At 71.7% G+C, this 16,916-nt stretch carries 12 protein-coding genes; 6 read left to right on the plus strand and 6 right to left on the minus strand.

All coding sequences use genetic code 11. The features are described 5' to 3' along the window. On the minus strand, positions 1–1,260 hold the full coding sequence (locus tag EJC51_RS06215; RefSeq protein ID WP_126270105.1) for an arginine deiminase: 1,260 nt from the start codon (positions 1,258–1,260) through the stop codon (positions 1–3). Between the two features lie 18 nt (positions 1,261–1,278). Beyond that, positions 1,279–2,697: a basic amino acid/polyamine antiporter gene (locus EJC51_RS06220; protein ID WP_126270106.1), complete on the minus strand. Its 1,419-nt coding sequence runs from the start codon at positions 2,695–2,697 to the stop codon at positions 1,279–1,281. A gap of 117 nt (positions 2,698–2,814) precedes the next feature. Here EJC51_RS06220 and EJC51_RS06225 point away from each other — a divergent pair, with 117 nt between their 5' ends. Together EJC51_RS06225 and EJC51_RS06230 are read left to right on the plus strand one after the other, a co-directional pair. Further along, on the plus strand, positions 2,815–3,915 hold the full coding sequence (locus EJC51_RS06225) for a baeRF3 domain-containing protein (RefSeq protein ID WP_126270107.1): 1,101 nt from the start codon (positions 2,815–2,817) through the stop codon (positions 3,913–3,915). A gap of 43 nt (positions 3,916–3,958) precedes the next feature. After that, positions 3,959–4,384: a DUF7144 family membrane protein gene (locus EJC51_RS06230; RefSeq protein WP_244362525.1), complete on the plus strand. Its 426-nt coding sequence runs from the start codon at positions 3,959–3,961 to the stop codon at positions 4,382–4,384. 24 nt (positions 4,385–4,408) lie between these two features. Here the strand turns inward: EJC51_RS06230 and EJC51_RS06235 are convergent, their stop codons facing one another. Further along, positions 4,409–4,822, minus strand: coding sequence for an SsgA family sporulation/cell division regulator (locus tag EJC51_RS06235; RefSeq protein WP_126270108.1), 414 nt, complete (start codon positions 4,820–4,822; stop codon positions 4,409–4,411). Positions 4,823–5,010: 188 nt separating this feature from the next. Here EJC51_RS06235 and EJC51_RS48600 point away from each other — a divergent pair, with 188 nt between their 5' ends. Both EJC51_RS48600 and EJC51_RS06245 read left to right on the plus strand, forming a co-directional pair. After that, positions 5,011–6,579 carry a sigma factor gene (locus EJC51_RS48600; protein WP_244362527.1) on the plus strand — a complete coding sequence of 523 codons (1,569 nt, stop codon included), beginning with the start codon at positions 5,011–5,013 and terminating at the stop codon, positions 6,577–6,579. A 264-nt stretch (positions 6,580–6,843) separates the two neighbouring features. After that, positions 6,844–8,271, plus strand: coding sequence for a PP2C family protein-serine/threonine phosphatase (locus EJC51_RS06245; RefSeq protein ID WP_126270109.1), 1,428 nt, complete (start codon positions 6,844–6,846; stop codon positions 8,269–8,271). Positions 8,272–8,321: 50 nt separating this feature from the next. Here EJC51_RS06245 and EJC51_RS06250 read toward each other — a convergent pair whose 3' ends face one another. Further along, entirely contained in the window at positions 8,322–9,812 is a 1,491-nt protein-coding gene (locus tag EJC51_RS06250) for a DNA-binding protein NsdB (protein ID WP_126270110.1), read from the minus strand. Between the two features lie 275 nt (positions 9,813–10,087). Between EJC51_RS06250 and EJC51_RS06255 the strand changes: the two genes are divergently transcribed. Together EJC51_RS06255 and EJC51_RS06260 are read left to right on the plus strand one after the other, a co-directional pair. After that, a complete protein-coding gene (locus tag EJC51_RS06255; RefSeq protein ID WP_126270111.1) occupies positions 10,088–11,227 on the plus strand; it encodes an aminoglycoside phosphotransferase family protein in 1,140 nt (379 codons plus the stop codon). 271 nt (positions 11,228–11,498) lie between these two features. Continuing rightward, a complete protein-coding gene (locus EJC51_RS06260) occupies positions 11,499–13,445 on the plus strand; it encodes an N-acetylmuramoyl-L-alanine amidase (RefSeq protein ID WP_166682833.1) in 1,947 nt (648 codons plus the stop codon). Between the two features lie 12 nt (positions 13,446–13,457). On the opposite strand, the gene EJC51_RS06265 is transcribed toward EJC51_RS06260, so the two are convergent. Both EJC51_RS06265 and EJC51_RS06270 read right to left on the minus strand, forming a co-directional pair. After that, complete coding sequence (locus tag EJC51_RS06265; RefSeq protein ID WP_097260169.1) at positions 13,458–13,955, minus strand: hypothetical protein; 498 nt, start codon at positions 13,953–13,955, stop codon at positions 13,458–13,460. Between the two features lie 58 nt (positions 13,956–14,013). Continuing rightward, positions 14,014–16,896 carry an ATP-binding protein gene (locus EJC51_RS06270; protein WP_126270112.1) on the minus strand — a complete coding sequence of 961 codons (2,883 nt, stop codon included), beginning with the start codon at positions 16,894–16,896 and terminating at the stop codon, positions 14,014–14,016. Positions 16,897–16,916 lie beyond the last annotated feature (20 nt).

The following is a 16,916-nucleotide window of genomic DNA, read 5'->3' on the forward strand; positions in this document are numbered from 1 at the left end:
TCAGAACTCGACCGGGTCCCGCACGATCGGGCAGGTCATGCAGTGGCCGCCGCCCCGGCCGCGGCCCAGCTCGGCGCCGACGATGGTGATGACCTCGATGCCGGCCTTGCGCAGCAGGGTGTTGGTCTGGGTGTTGCGGTCGTAGGTGAAGACCACGCCGGGTTCCAGGGCGACCGCGTTGTTGCCGCTGTCCCACTGCTGGCGCTCGGAGGCGTACACGTCCCCGCCGGTCTCCACGACCCGCAGCCCGGGCAGTCCGAGCGCCTTGGCGACGACGTCGACGAACGGGGTCGAGCCCTCGTCGATCAGTTCGATGCCGGGCGCCTTGTCGCCGGGGCGCAGGGAGAAGGTGTGGACGCCGTCCATGATGGTCGGGTAGAGGGTGACCAGGTCGCGGTCGGCGAAGGTGAAGACGGTGTCGAGGTGCATCGCGGAGCGCAGTTTCGGCATGCCGGCGACGATGACGTGCTCGGCGGCGCCGTTCTTGAACAGCGCGGCGGCCACCTGGGTGATGGCCTGGCGTGAGGTGCGCTCGCTCATGCCCATCAGGACGACGCCGTTGCCGACGGGCATGATGTCTCCGCCCTCGAACGTGGCCTGCCCCCAGTCGAGTTCGGGGTCACCCCACCAGACGGTGGAGCCCACGTAGTCGGGGTGGAAGCTGTAGACGGCCTTCATGAGCAGCGTCTCGTCGTGCCGGGCGGGCCAGTACAGCGGGTTGAGGGTGAGGCCGCCGTAGAGCCAGCACGTGGTGTCGCGGGTGTAGAGGGTGTTGGGCAGCGGCGGCATCAAGTACTCGCGTACGCCGGTGGATTCCCGGGCGAGGTCGAGATAGCCGGAGCGGAAGTCCTCGGGCAGGTCGGTGGTGGCCAGGCCGCCGATCAGGTATTTCGCGAGGCGTTCGGGTTCGAGGGTCTCCAGGTACGCGCGGGTCTGCTCGACGAGGCCGAGGCCGACCTCGTTGGCGACGATCTTCCGGTCCAGGAGCCAGTCCCGGGCGCCCGGCACCGCCATGGTCTGGGCGAGCAGGTCGTGCAACTCGACGACCTCGACGTCCCGTTCGCGCAGCTTGTTGACGAAGTCGGCGTGGTCGCGCTGGGCGTTCTCCACCCACATGACGTCGTCGAAGAGCAGGTCGTCGGAGTTGGTGGGGGTGAGCCTGCGATGGGCGAGCCCGGGGGCGCAGACCAGCACCTTGCGCAGTCTGCCGACCTCGGAGTGGACGCCGTACGCGGGACGGGTGTCTTGACTACTGGTCACGGTGCACCTTCCGGGTCTTCACAGGCTGATCCAGCCCACCGCCAGGGCCACGATGCCGAGGGCCGCGCCGGCCACCGACACCGCGAGGATCACCAACTCACGTGCGGAGAACGGCCGTCGGCCCTGTTCCTTGCGGGCCATCACGAACAGCACGGTGGCGGGGGCGTAGATGATGAAGGAGACGAGGACGAACTTCAGGCCCGCCGCGTAGATGAGGAACGCGGTGTAGACGGTGGCGACGACGGCGATCGCCAACTGGCCCCGCGGTCCGCCCCAGCCGATCTTCACCGCGAAGGCCGCCGCCAGCAGGAACGGGATCAGGGTCAGGGCGCTGGTCAGGTCGAGGGCGAAGTTGAAGGCGTCGTCGGAGAACAGGGTGACGACGAGGACGATCTGACTGAGCACCGTGGACATCACGAGCGCCGGCACGGGCACGTCGGCGGCGGTGGCGCGCTTGAGGAAGCGGGGCATGTCGTCGTCCTTGGCGGCCACGTACAGCACTTCGGCCGCCATCAACGTCCAGGCCAGATAGGCGCCGAGCACGGAGACGATCAGGCCGACGCTCACGAAGACCTTGCCCCAGGTGCCGACCGCGTGCTCCAGCACCTCGGCCATGGAGGGCTGGCGCAGTTCGGCGATCTCCGCCATCGGCATGATGCCGTACGACACGATCGTCACCGACGCGAAGATCGCGAAGACGCTCACGAAGCCGAGGATCGTGGCCCGGCCGACGTCCTCACGGCGCCGTGCGTGCCGGGAGTAGACGCTCGCGCCCTCGACCCCGAGGAACACGAACACCGTGGCCAGCATGGTGCCCTTGACCTGGTTGAAGAGGGAGCCGGCGTAGTCGGCGCCGCCGAAGTTGTCGGCGAAGACGCTCGGTTTGAGATAGAAGAGCGCCAGGATGACGAAGACGATGATCGGCACGACCTTGGCGACCGTGACGATCCGGTTGATCGCCGCCGCCTCCTTCACCCCGCGGCTGATCAGCGCGAAGAACAGCCACAGGCCGACCGAGGAGAGCACCACCGCGAGGACGGTGTCGCCGTCGCCGAGCGCGGGGGCGATCGCGCCGATGGTCGACATGATCAGCACCCAGTACGTCACGTTGCCGACGCAGGCGCTCGCCCAGTAGCCGAACGCCGAGAAGAAGCCCAGGTATTCACCGAAACCGGCCTTGGCGTAGGCGTACACACCCGCGTCGAGATCGGGCCGGCGCACCGCGAGCGTCTGGAAGACGAAGGCGAGCATCAGCATGCCGGTACCGGCCACGGCCCAGGCGATGAGCGCCCCTGCCACCCCGGTCTCCTGCGCGAACCGGCGCGGGAGGGAGAACACACCGGCGCCGACCATCGAGCCGACCACCATGGTGGTGAGCGTCGGCAGGGACAGTTTCGCGGCGGGGGGCGCCTGGGTCTTGGTGTCGGCCTGACTCATCGGAGACCTATCCGTCCGTCATGAGGAGACCCCAGCGACGCTAACAGCGAAATGCCCTGATTGCCTGACTTGATTGCCCCTAATGCCCTATCGGGCAATCAGTCCTATCGTGCTGATATGGAGCACGCACTCAGTCCCACGACCCTCTCCGAGCTGCGGCGCCCGCGCCCCTATCCGGCGGTGTCCGTGCTGACCCCGACCCATCGCCGGGAACCCGAGAACACCCAGGACCCGGTCCGGCTGCGCAATGTCGTGGCCGAGGCCAAGAAACAGCTGGAGGCCGATCCGGCCGTTCCCCGGGAGCGGCGCATCGACGTCGCCCGCCAGCTCGACCAGGCCCTCACCGAGGTCGACCTGGCCCACGCCGAGGACGGTCTGGTGATCTTCGCCGCGCCGGGTGAGCACCAGGTGTGGTCGCTCGCCCGTTCGGTGCCCGAACGCGTCGTACTGTCGGACACCTTCCTGACCCGCAACCTCGTCTCCGCGCAGGCCTCCGAGCGCCCCTTCTGGGTCCTCTCGGTCGCCCCCGACCGCGCCACGCTCTGGAACGGCGGCACGGACCGTGTCGTCGAGGAGCACCTGGCGGGCTTCCCGCTCACCAGGGACCACCGTGAGAACTTCGACGCCGAACGCCAGGAACGCATCGGCGACATGCCGAGCACGTTCCGGGACGAGAGCACCCGCCACTTCCTGCGCGACGCCGACACCGCGATGGCCAAGATCCTCCGGGACCAGCCACGCCCGCTCTACGTCACCGGCGAGCAGGCCGCGCTGTCGGTGCTGGACGAGGTCGGCAGCGTCACGAAGGAGGCCGTGCACGTCCCGCACGGCGGCCTGGCCCACGGCACGCCGGACGCCGTCTGGCAGGCGGTACGGCCGCTGCACGAGGCCGAGAACCGCAAGAACACCGCAGCCGTGGCCCGCGAGCTGGAGACGGCGCGCGGCCGGCGGGCCTTCGCGGCCGGCGTCGACGAGGTCTGGCAGAACGCCCGGGAGGGCCGGGTGCGGCTGCTGGCCGTGGAGGAGAACTACCGGATCACCGTGCGTGACGCCGGTGGCGATCATCTGGTCCCGGCCGCGAGCGACGACCTCGACGCCCGCGAGGACATCGTGGACGAGATCGTCGAGCAGTGCCTGGAGACGGGCGCCGACGTGCGCTTCGTCCCGGACGGCACGCTGGGCGACGCCCGGGGGATCGCGGGGGTGCTGCGGTACTGAGGCCGATCTCGGGGATGACCACACCGCACGGAAAGGCCCTGAAATGGCGCAGACATCCAGCGGGGTCCGACGCCCCGAATACAGCGCACGACACCTGGGCGGCGGCCTCACCCTCTTCGCCGGCTGGGCGCTGGAGCTCAGCGGGACGCTCAGCATCCTCCTCGGTGTCGTCGGCGTCACCCGCGACACCATCTTCAGCTCGCCCGACTACACCTACGAGTTCAGCCTGACGGCCTGGGGCTGGATCCACATCGTCGTCGGCATCGGACTCGTCGCCGCCGGCCTGGGGGTACTCCTCGGCAAGAGCTGGGGCACGGGGGCCGGCGCCGCGCTGGGCGCGATCAGCCTGATCACACAGTTCATGTTCATCCCGTTCTATCCGCTGTGGTCGATCAGCGTGATGACGCTCGACATCGTCGCCGTCTGGACCCTGGCCAGAGCCATGGCGGTGGACGACCGGCGCCCCTGACAGGGGGCGGCGGCAAGAGTCCCTTCAGACGCTCCCGAACAGCGCGCTCAGCCCCCGCTCGACCTCCGCTCCGACGTCCTCCTGCCCGGCCGCCACGACCGCGTACGTGCGCAGCAGGAAGCGGCGCAGCGCCGACGTGTCGAACTGGAGCAGCGCCAGCCCGTACGGCGAGTGCAGCTCCACGACCGTACGGGCCCGGCCGCACGGCCACAGGTGCACGTCCCCGCTGCCCGCCGGTCCGCGCAGGCCCGCCTCCAGCAGAGCGCGCCCGAAGGTCCAGGTGACCACGTCGCCGTCGAGGGAGATCTCCGGCGGGAAGTCGATGTGCACCGCGAGCGGGTCGGCGGCGGTGTAGCGGAAGGTCGCGGCGACGGGCAGCTCCTGCTCGTCGGCCGTGACCAGACGGCCCTGGGCGGGCTGCTCGATGGTGATGTCCATGGTCGGTCTCCACTACGGGTCGGAGGTCGGCCCTATTGCCGATGTCTTTACGACCTCGCAGGGGCCGTCTGCATTACGCGGAAGCCCTCATCAATTGCTGTGACCTGCGTCACCCTCAAAAGGTGCATTCGTCATCTAAGGTTACGAACTTGTCCGAACCCACCGCAGGGGACGGGAGAGTTCCTGCCATGTCCGACGGCCCCGCCGCCGCGTCCACGTCCGCCTCGGAGTCCCCCGACTCCTCCATAGCCGCGTACACCCGCGTCTACGAGCAGGAGCAGCAGCGCCTGATCGCCTACGCCCACTCACTGACCCGTGACCCCTGGGTTACCGAGGACCTGGTGGCCGAGGCGCACTTCCGGGTCTGGCGGCGGCTGGCGGCGGGCCACGAGGTCGACAACGTCCCGGCGTACCTGATGACGACCGTCCGCCATCTCGCCGCGACGGTCGGCAGCACGGCGGCGCGCGAGACCCCGCAGGACCCGTGGGCCGCCGAGGGCATCCAGGGGGCGGCCGTCGGCGACGACCCGGCCGAGCGGGTCTCCTCCGTCGACCTGCTGTCCCGGGTGCTCGGTCAGCTCCCGCGGCGGTGGGTCAAGGCGCTGTGGCTCGCGGAGGCGGAGGACGTCCCACTGGAGGACATCGGCCGCCGCATCGGCACCCGGCAGGGGGCCACCGCCGTGCTGCTGCACCGGGCTCGCGAGGGCATGCGCCAGGCGTTCCTGCGGGCGCATCCCGGCACCCCGGCCGACCCGGGGTGCCAGGCGCACTGGGACCGCATGCCGGCCCATGTACGCGAGGCGTCCACACCTCGCCGGTCCGAGCAGCTCCTCGCCCACCTCGACGACTGCGCCGACTGCCGGGCGCGGCTCGCGGTGCTGATGCGCGCCAACGACCGGCTGCCGGCACTGGTGGGGCCGGCACTGGTGATCTTCGTCCTGGGCGGCTCGGGCACGTTCCTGCTGCCGTCGGCAGCCGGGTCGGCGGGTGCGGGCGCGGCCACCGCCTCGGGCTCCGGGGCCCATGGGGGTGACGGCCTGCTGCACGCCGTACGTCATGTCGTGACCGGCGGGTCCAAGGTGCCGGCCGCGACGGTGACCGCGATCGGGGCGTCGGTGGCGGGGGCGGCGATCGCCGCCGGGATCGCGCTGAGCGGGGCGGGCCACCCGGCGCCGGCGCCCGAGCCACGAGCGGCCGCGACGCAGAGCGCGCCCGCACCGACACGGGAGGCGGGGCCGACGGGGGCGGAGCCGGGCGAGGCCGGGAACGGCGACGAGGCGCCCGCCGCCGATGTGCCGGGGGTGGCCGCGGCCGGCGTGAGCCCGGCGGCGCCGGGGACGGTCGCCGCGGAGGAGGGGGCCACGCCGGGGGCACCCGCGGAGGCGGAGGAGGGGACCACGCCGCAGGCACCCGCGAAGGCGGAGGAGGCATCGGCCCAGGCCCCGGCACCGGAGGCCGCCACCCAGCCCTCCGCCGGCGCGACGCCACCCGCGCCGGCACCGGTCACACCGACGCCCGCACCCACGCCGCGCGTGGTGCCACCCACGCCCACATCCGCGTCACCGACCCCCGTCGAGCCGACCCCGGAGCCGGTCACCCCGACGCCCACGCCGGTGACTCCCACCCCGATCGACACCCCGGCATCCGTCGACCCGACACCCGTCGATCCCCACCCCGTCGAGCCCGCTCCCGAGCCCACCGTCCCGCCCCGGATCTGCGTGGCGCACGGCCCTGTCCTGATCTGTTACGCCTCTTAGAACACGCGACCGTAGAACACGCAGATGAATCCGCGCCCGAGTCCCCCGGCGTTCCGTCAACTCACGTACGCTGCCTACGACTTGCCCCATCAGGCGGCGTACGGCAACAGCACGACGAAACCCCTCCGTGAAGACTGTGGCATATGCCAGAAGCACCACCGTATCGTGTGTTGCCAAATCCCTTACAGGGCGTCGCGGGCTGTGCAACAGTCGTAACGGTCCCTCCGCCCGCCTTGGTCGTACCGTCCCGCATCGGAGTGCGTCATGCCGTCCCACCTCTCCGCGGACCACCCAGCCGCCCAGCCACCCGGGCGCGGCTCGGTCGACGCGCTGATATCGCAGGCGCGACGACTCAAGGGCGACGTGGACGCCGTACGGCGGGACGCGCGGGAGGACGGATCGGACCCGCAGGGACGCTGGCAGCGCGCGCTCTGCGACCTGGCGCTGCATCAACTCAACGACCTGGACGCGCACTTGGCCCAGTTGCGGGACGGCCCGTCCGTGCCCGCACCCGCCGGCCCCGCGCCCGCCGAGCAGTCCACGCCGACCGCTCCCCGGCGCGGCTCCCTGCTCAGCCGGGTGGGCAGCGCGGAGTGGAACCTGCTGACGGACGAGGCGAGTTGGTCCGGTGAGCTGTACCAGATCCTGGGACGCGACCCGGCCACTCCCCCGCTCACCCTCGACGAACTCCCCTCCCTGGTCCTCGACGAGGACCGGCCGAAGCTGACCTCGATGGTCACGGACTGTCTCGTCGACGCGCGGCCCATCGACGGCGAGTTCCGGGTGCTGCACACGGACGGTTCCGTGCGCACGGTGCACATGATGGGCGAGCCCGTGCTCGACACTGACGGCAGCACCGCCTCGATGTGGGCCGTACTGCGGGACGTCAGCGAACTGCGCCGCAGTCAGAGGGTGGTGAGCGAGACCCGTGACTCGCTCCAGCACCACCGGCACCGCGCGCAGACGGAGCACCGGCTCGCGGTCGAGCTGCAGGAGGCCGTGCTGCCGCCGTGGCGCGGTTCCCTGCGGCTCCCGCAGCAGGGACCGGAGCCCCTCGATCTCGCGGCGCACTATCTGCCGTCGTCGACGAGCGCGCTCATCGGCGGCAACTGGTACGACGCCCTCCAACTCGCCGACGGTGACATGCTGCTCAGCGTCGGCAACCTCACCGGACACGGTGTCGCCGCGACGTCCGGTATGGCGACACTGCTCGGCGCCGTCCGCGGTATGGCCATGGCGGGCACCGGGCCGGGCCAACTGCTGTCCTGGCTCAACCAGTTACTCGACGCCACCGTCCAACCGGCCCTGGGCAGCACGCTCTGCTGCCGCTACCGGCCCGAGACCCGCACCCTCACCTGGGCGCAAGCCGGACACCCCGCCCCGCTGCTGTTCCGCGACGGGACGGGGCGCAGGCTGAGCGCGCCGGACGGCGTCCTGCTCGGCGCGACCTCCGGCGCCGTCTACGAACAGGCCGAAGAGCCCCTCGAAGCGGGCGACCTGCTGGTCCTGCACACCGACGGGCTGGTGCCCGGGCAGGACAGCACGGAGGCCGTGAACCGTCTCCTCGACCTGGCGCCGCGCTTCGGCGAGGCCGACACCGCACAGGACTGCGTACGGCTGGTCGTCGAGGAGTTCGGCGGGACCGAGCGCGCGGACGACGCCTGCGTGCTCATCGCCAAGCTCACCAACTAGCCGAGGAAGCTCACCAACTAGCCGGGAATCTGTCTCAGCGCACAAACCCCCTATGCCCGTGCGCTGTTGCCGCCCTTCACCGGCTTCGGCAGGGCCAGTTTGATCTCCTCCCTCAGCTCGTGGATCTTCGGGTAGCTGGAGTACTCGGCGGTGAGCCGGTACATCTGGCGCAGCCGGTCCCAGGTGCGGTGCGAGGAGTTGGACCCCATCGACACCAGGGCCAGCCGGGCGTAGGTACCGCCCTGTTCCGGGTCGTCGGCGATGAAGCAGGCGGAGGCCATCGACAGGAAGTCGAAGATCTTCGACCGCTGCCGTCCGTCGACCCGCAGGGCCAGGGCCTTCTCCGCGTAGTGCTGGGCGTGCACGGCCGCGCCGGGCTCGTGCTCCGCCAGCGTGCGGTAGGCCAGGGCCTGCATGCCGTACAGGTCCTCCTCCTTGAACATCTGCATCCAGCTCGGCGGCGGCACATCGCTGCGGTCGGAGACGAAGAGGTCCTCCGCCTGGCCGAGCGTGCGGCGCATCGCCTGCCCCTTGCCCATGGACGCCTGTGCCCAGGCCTCCACGGTGTGGAGCATCGCCATGGTCCGCGGCAGCACCTCGTCGCCGGAGCCGGACTGGGCGAGCTTCATCAGGTCGAGCGCGTCGTCGGGCCGGCCGAGGTGCACCATCTGGCGAGCCGCTCGCGAGAGCGCCTCCCCGGCGCGCGGCCGGTCACCGCCCTCACGGGCCGCATGGGCGGCGATGACGAAGTACTTCTGGGCCGTGGGCTCCAGACCGACGTCGTGCGACATCCAGCCCGCGAGGACGGCGAGGTTGGCGGCGACGCCCCACAGGCGCCGCTGGAGATGGTCGGGGTGTCGGTAGGCGAGCATGCCGCCCACCTCGTTGAGTTGGCCTACGACTGCCTTGCGCTGAAGCCCGCCGCCGCGGGCCGCGTCCCACGCCCGGAACACCTCGACCGAGCGCTCCAGTTCCTCGATCTCCTGCGACCCGATGGGGGCGGCCTCGTAGCGGTCGAACCCAGCGGGGTCGGCGTGCAGAGGATCGTCGAACTGGGGGGCGTCGGCCGTGAGGGCCGGATCGGTGTGGAGCCAGTCGTGCATGGCGCTGCTGAGTGCGGATCCCGCGGCGAGCGCGGCACCCGCGCCCACCAAGCCGCGTCGGTTGAGCATGAGGTCCATTCCCGTGAATTCGGTGAGGACCGCAGCAGTCCGCTCGGGCGCCCACGGCACACCGTCGGGATGTTCCGCATTCCCGCCGTCCTGCCGTTTCCCCGCACGCCCGTGCCGGACCAGACCGAGGTCCTCGATGGTCACGACACGGCCGAGACGCTCGGTGAACAGGGCAGCCAGCACCCGGGGCACCGGATCGCGCGGGATCTCTCCCATGTCGATCCACCGCCGCACCCGCGAGGTGTCGGTCGACAGCTGGGGGTGGCCCATGGCCGCCGCCTGCCGGTTGACCAGCCTCGCGAGTTCACCCTTGGACCAGCCGGCCAGGCCGAACAGGTCCGAAAGTCGGGTGTTGGGTTGTCCGCTCACGTCAAGCCCCCAGGTTCTCGGCTGAGTTGACAGTAGCCCGGGGAGAGTTGCCGGGCGACTATTCGCCAGGGTTCGCCAGGGTGCGCCAGATGGTGTGCCACTGGGCATCGGGTGTCAGGTAGGAACGCGCCACCCCGACCCGGTCTCCTACATATGACGGGTGCATTCCCCAGGGTGCACCCGGGCGGCCGGGCCGGGTGGCGCGATGGCGCAGACGTAACCCGTTTGCGCAGACATACCTGCACTGCTGGCACACGAAGGGATCTGTTTCGCCCATGTACACAGCATCGTCCTCCGTGTCCGCCCCGCCCCGGTCGCTGCACCCCCGCCCGGCGGGCAGCGGCCCCTACCTCGATCCCGCCCGCCCGGCGGCCCCCGTACTCGGTGCCGGCAGGACGCGGCGTGCTCCGGGGATCGGTACCCAACCGCTCAGCGGGAGACTCGACTTGTCCGGCCCTCAGGGCGCGCAGTTGCGTACGGCGATCGCGTCGGTGCACCGGATCTGCCCGGAGTTCGCTCCGGTGCAGGTGCTGCGCCGCAGCGGACGCTCCGTCCTCCTGGTGGGGACGACCGGGCGCAGCACGGCCGTCGCGAAGTGTTTACTGGACCACTCCCCTGCGTGGGCCGAGCGGATCCGCCACGAGATAGCGGCATACCGCTCGTTCGTCCGGCAGCGCCCGCCCGTGCGGGTGCCCCGGCTGATCGCGGCGGACCCGGACAACTGCACCCTCGTGATCGAGCGGATGCCCGGACGGGTGGCGGCCCTGCACCGGCACCCGGCGGAGGCGCCGCCCCGGGCGGACATCAGGGCGGCACTCGGCGCGATCTGCCGGCTCAACGCCTGGCGGCCCCCGGCGGGCACCTTCGACGCCCCGCTGGACTACGCGGCGCGGATCAACCGCTACCACGAGCTGGGCCTGCTGACCGACCGGGACATGGGCGACCTTCAGAAGCTGCTGCACGGCATCGCGCTCTCCGCGGGCCGGCAGGGCATGGGCCAGTTCTGCCACGGCGACGCACTGCTCTCGAACATCCTGCTCTCACCGGCCGGTCCAGTGCTGGTGGACTGGGAGCACGCGGGCTGGTACCTGCCGGGGTACGACCTGGCGACGCTGTGGTCGGTGCTCGGGGACGCGCCGGTGGCCCGGCGTCAGATCAGCCAGATCGCGCAGTCGGCCGGTCCGGCCTCGCGCGACGCGTTCCTGGTCAATCTGATGCTCGTGCTGACCCGTGAGATCCGTACGTACGAGACGGCCGTGCAGCGTTCGATGCACGACACGACCCCGGCGGCACCGGGAGCGGCCCACCCGGGTGCTGCGCCGTCCGGCGAGGAACAGCGGCTGCTGCTGAGGCGGCTGCACGACGACTGCCAGCTGGCCCGGCGGGCCGTACGCGCGGCGGTCGGCACTCGCTGACGGGGACGAAGGTCCGCGGTGCGCCAGGGACAGCGGCGCACCGCGGACCTTCGTATGTCCGCTCGCCTTCCCTGTCGGGCCGGTCCATTGGTGTACGCCACTGACGCCCCGCAGGCCCGCGGGCCGCCGCCACGAAACTCCCGCACCCCCTGGTTGACAAGGGAATTCGCCCTTCCCTGGGCATGATTGACGGATCGTCGGCAAGCCGGTACCACTGACGCACGCCCGGCCCCGCACGGCTCATCGCGCCCGACCGTCCCAGGAGGCTGCTTTGCGAGTCCCTGCCCACCGTGCCTCCGGGCACAGACGTACGCGCACCGTCATCGCGACGGCGGCCCTGCTGCTCCCCCTCCTCGGCGCGGCCCCGTCCGGCGCGCAGACGTCGGCGAACAGCCTCCAGCTGGCCTTCGCCTCGGCGGCCGCCGAGTATCAGGTACCGCAGAGCGTCCTTCTCGGTGTCTCCTACCTCCAGTCCCGCTGGGACGCGCACGCCGGGGCGCCGAGCGTGACCGGCGGCTACGGCCCCATGCATCTCACCGACGCCCGCACCGCCCTGGCCGGGGCCGCCACTCACCACGGCGAGGGCACGGAGGACGCGCGCGGCGACAGCGCCCGCACGCCGCTCCTGCCGACCGCCGAGGTGCCGACGCCCGCCGAGCTCCCTGCCCGGCTGAGGACGCTGCCGAAGGCGGCGGAACTGACCGGCCTGAGCGCACAGGAGCTGCGCACCGACCCGGCGGCGAACGTCGCCGGCGGTGCCGCGCTGCTCGCCGACGCCCAGAAGGACCTGGGCGAGCCGCTCAGCGACGACCCGGCGGACTGGTACGCCGCGGTGGCCCGCTTCTCCGGCGCGGACGACACCGCGACGGCGGCGGCGTACGCCAACGACGTGTACGACGTGATCCGTACCGGCGAGGAGCGCACCACGGACGCCGGGCAGCAGGTCGCCCTCGCGCCGCAGCCCGGCCTCTCCCCCGCCACCGCGCAGCTCGCCGAGACCGGCCTGCGCACGCTCGACACCGGTGGCACCGAGTGCCCGAAGTCGGTGTCCTGCGAGTGGATCCCGGCGCCGTACGAGGAGTTCGGCGACAACGACTACGGCAACCACGACCTGGGCGACCGTCCGGCCGCGCAGAGCATCAAGTACATCGTCGTCCATGACACGGAGGGCGCCTGGGACGGCGTCCTCAACCTGGTCCAGGACCCCACCTACGTGTCGTGGAACTACACCCTGCGCTCCACCGACGGCCACATCGCCCAGCATGTGAAGGCCAAGGACGTGGCCTGGCACGCGGGCAACTGGTACATCAACGCCAAGTCGATCGGTCTGGAGCACGAGGGCTTCCTGGCGAACCCGGACGCCTGGTACACGGAGGCCATGTACCGCTCGTCGGCCCGGCTGGTGAAGTACCTCGCGAAGAAGTACGGCATCCCGCTGGACCGGCAGCACATCCTCGGCCACGACAACGTGCCGGGCCCGACCACGTCGACCGTCCCCGGTATGCACACCGACCCCGGCCCGTACTGGGACTGGCGGCACTACTTCGCCCTGCTCGGCCACCCCTTCAAGGCCACCGCGAAGAAGAACTCCGGGGTGGTGACGATCCGTCCCGGCTACGCGACGAACCAGCCCGAGTACACCGGCTGCGTCACCAAGGACGTGCCGTGCGCGGCGCACGGGTCGAGCGAGGTGCGCCTGTACTCCGGCCCCGGCGAGTCCTACCCGCTGATCAAGGACATCGGCCGGGGCACCGCACCGACGACCGGAGTGAACGACATCTCCTCGCGGGTCTCCACCGGCCAGCAGTACGCGGTCGCCGACCGCGACGGGGACTGGACGGCGATCTGGTACCTGGGCCAGAAGGCCTGGTTCAAGAACCCGGCGAAGGACCCGACCGCCGTGCCCGCGTCCGGCCGGGTCATCATGCCCAGGGCCGGCCTGAAGGAGATCCCGGTGTACGGCCGCGCCTACCCCGAGGCCTCCGCCTATCCGGCGGGGGTGCCCGCGCAGGCGGTGTCGCCGTTGCCGTACAAGGTGCTGGAGAACCAGCAGTACGTGGTCGGCGACAAGGTGCCCGGCGAGTACTACTACGCGGTCACCTTCACCACGGACTCCCACAAGGTCGTGGTCGGCAAGGACCTCTACTACGAGATCCAGTACGGCCACCGCGTGGCGTTCGTGCGGGCCGCCGACGTCGACGTGCGGCCGTCCCGCTAGGGGGCGGCCGGTTCAGCCCTGCTGGAACAGCTCAGCCGGGAGCGGTTTCAGCAGGGCGTACAGGTCGTCGGTGATGGGGCGGTCCCAGGCGGCGATGGTCACCAGGACGTTGTCGCTGCGGTCGAACTGCACGCAGGAGATCCGGCTCTCCGAGAGCTTGAGGCGGCGCACGATCATGAGGTTGTCGCCCTGCATCACGGGCATGTCCTCGGTCTCGGTGACGGTCACCTCCTCGTCGTTCTCCAGGGCGATCAGCAGCTGGGCGACCTCGAAGGGGATCTCGCCCTCGGCGAGGTCACGGGCCGGGGAGCCCTCGGGGAGGTTGCCGATGATCATCGCGGGGCCGCGGCCGCCGAAGAGGTCGTAGCGCAGGAAGACGCCCTGGCAGGTGCCGTCGGGGGCGGGCAGCAGGCCGGCGCCGAGGTTGCCGGGCCAGTCGCCCGGGTCCATGGCCAGCACGTCGAAGTCTGGGCCGGCGGGAGTCGCGCTGCGGCGGCGGAGGAACGACATGTGCCTATCGTACGGGGCCTTGAGGTGATGGGGCGGACGCCCCTTGACGCTCTTGCCCTCAGGTCCCTTTCAATGCCTCCCGCAGTCCTGTGCTGTCCGTTCCCGTCTTTCGGTACACCGCCGACAGCAGGCGTACGACCGTCTGCTCGTCGATGTGCAATTCCGTCGCGATCTCCGCCTTGCCCAGGCCCTCCACCGTCAGGTTGGCCGCCGTGCGCTCCCGGGACGTGAGCGCGTCCGTCTCGGTGCTGTGCAGACGGCGGGGGCGCAGGCCCGCCGCGGCCAGCTCGTCGCGGGCCTCCTCCACCAGCCCGTCGGCGCCGCACTGCACCGCCGCGTCCAGCCCCCGGTACAGCTGCTCGGCGGCCTCCGGGGCGCGCCCGGTGCGCCGCAGCTCGGTGCCCAGGGCGACCAGCGCACACGCCAGCTCGTACCCGGCCGGGGAGCATTCCAGGTGGGCGACGGCCTCCTCCAGGTACTTCACCCGCGCTGAACCCGAGGAGACCTCCGCCGCCGTGCGCAGGGCCTGGCCGATGGCGGAGGGGGTGCCGAACTGGCGGGCCCTGGAGAGGGCTTCGAGGGCCGTGGTGACCGCGCGTTCGGGGGTGTCGTGGCTCTCGGCGCGGGCCAGGTGGAGCTGCCAGGGGCACCAGGCGGGGTTGCGGATGCCGCGTGGGTCGAGGCGGCGGCCCGCGGCGGCCAGCTGGCCCACGGCGTCCTTGGTGAGGCCGCGGGCGAGGAGCAGTTCGCCGTAGACGGTCTGGGCGTCGGGGAAGACGACGGCGGCCGGGAAGGGCTCGCTGAAGGCGTAGTCCTCGGCGGTCCGCGCGGCCTCCGCGACCCGGCCGCGGGCGAGGAGGACCTCGATGAGGATGCCTACGGCGTACCAGTGGGCGGGGGTGCCGGGGCCGACGCGTTCGGCCAGCCGCAGTCCCGCGCGGACGAAGTCCTCGGCCTCGGCGAGCCGGCCGCGGCGGTAGCGGAGGTAGGCGAGGAGCGTGTAGCCGAAGGAGAGGTGGGCGCCGCGCCAGCCCTGGCGTTCGAAGTCGGCGATGCCGGCGGCGAAGAGTTCTTCCGTGCGGCCGGGGCGGTCCGCGTACATGAAGGCGAGCGCGACCAGGACCGGTACCTCGAAGCCGCGGTCGGGTTCGGCCCAGCCGAGGCCGCCGGCGAGGGCGCGCTCGGCGTGGTGGAGGGCGATGTGGGCGGGTTCGCCGCGCAGGACCGCGTCCCAGGTGCGCAGGCCGATGATGTACCGCTCGGTGAGGTCGCGGCCCTTGAGGCGGTCGGCGAGTTTGGCGAGGCGGCGGGAGCGGGAGGGGTGGTCGGGTTCGTCGGCCCGGAAGGCGTCCCACATGAACTGCTCGGAGACCATGCGCAGCTTGACGCGGGCGTCGTCGGTGACGCGGATCTCGCGGGCGAGGGTGTCGGAGGCCTCCGCGAGGCGGTCGCTGTGGGCGAGGACCTGGGAGAGGCGGTAGACGATCCGGTGGCGCAACTCCGGGTCGGCTATGGGTTCTTCGAGGGCGGCGCGCAGATGGTTGACGGTGGTGGCGGGTTCGGTGAGCAGGGAGGCGCTGCCGAGTTCGTGGAGGACGGCGGCCCGGTCCTCGAAGGGCGGGGGTTCGCGCAGGGCGCGGGCGAGGTAGCTGCGGGCGGCGTCGGGGGCGCCGGAGCGGAGGGTCTCGGCGGCGGCGGCGCGCAGTTGCTGAACGACCCAGTTGTCGCCCTCGGGGTGGGTCTCTAGGAGGTGGCGGGCGGCGGCGGAGGGGCCCTGGCCGTCGTTGATGAGGCACCAGGCGGCCTGGCCGTGCAGGGCGACACGGACGCCGGAGGGGATGGCCCGGTAGACGGCGGTGGCGATGAGGGGGTGGACGAACTCCAGGGTCTCGGCGCCGGTGAGGATGCGGGCGCCGCGCAGGGCGTCGGCGGCGTCGGCGGCTTCTTCGTGGCCGAGCCCGGCGACGGCGGCGGCGAGCGTGGGGTGGATCTCGGTGCCGAGGACGGCGCAGGCCCAGGCGAAGCGGACGGTGGAGGTGCCGAGGCGTTCGAGGCGGGCGATCAGGCCGCTGCCCTTGACGGCGGCGGCGAGGTCGCGCAGCAGATGGGCGCCGGTCTCGGTGGGGTTGAGGCCGCGGTCGTGGACCTTGGCGGTGAGCTCGACGGTCTCGAAGGGGTTGCCGGCGGTGACGGCCCAGCATTCCCGGCAGAACGCGTCGTCGGCATGGGTGCCGAGGGCCTCACGGACGAGGCGGGCGACGGCGACGGCGCTGAGCGGTTCGAGGTCGATGGGACGACCGCCCGCGCGCCCCGGAAGTCCCCTGAACGACTCGGCGTGGTCGGGAAGTTCGTCGGGCCGGTAGGCGACCACCATCAGGAGCGGCAGGTCCTCGGCGCGGGGTGCGAACGCGGCGAGCCAGCCCAGGGATTCGGGGTCGGCCCAGTGCGCGTCGTCGAGGACCAGGACCATCGGGGCGCGCTGCACGGCGAGATGGGTGAGCACCCAGTCGAGGCCGTCGCGCAGGCCCTGCGGGTCGGGCGGGGCGCCGTCGGTCGGGGCGCACAGGCCGAGGGCGGGGCCGACGATGTCGTACCAACTGCCCAACCGGGCACGGAGATCGGCCTCCGCCGCGCCGGCGAACTGGGGTTGCAGCAGTTGCCGGGCGACATGGAAGGCGACGCGCTGTTCCTGGTCGCCGCCGCGGGCGGACAGGACGGTGCAGCCTCGGGCCGCGGCGCGGCGGCGGACCTCGGCCATCAGGGTGGTCTTGCCGAGTCCGGCGGGTCCGGCGAAGGCGAGGAGCGCGCCGCGGCGCTGCCCGCCCGGTTCGGCGCCGTCGGGGCGCAGCCCGGTGAGCTCTCCCAAAGCCTCGTCCACCGCAGCGAGTTCACTCTCGCGCTCGAAGAGCGTCCGATTGCTCCGCATGCTGCGCCGACCCATGGCACACCCCCTGCCGCGGT

It is taken from the genome of Streptomyces aquilus, from assembly GCF_003955715.1.
Taxonomy (GTDB): Bacteria; Actinomycetota; Actinomycetes; order Streptomycetales; family Streptomycetaceae; genus Streptomyces; species Streptomyces aquilus.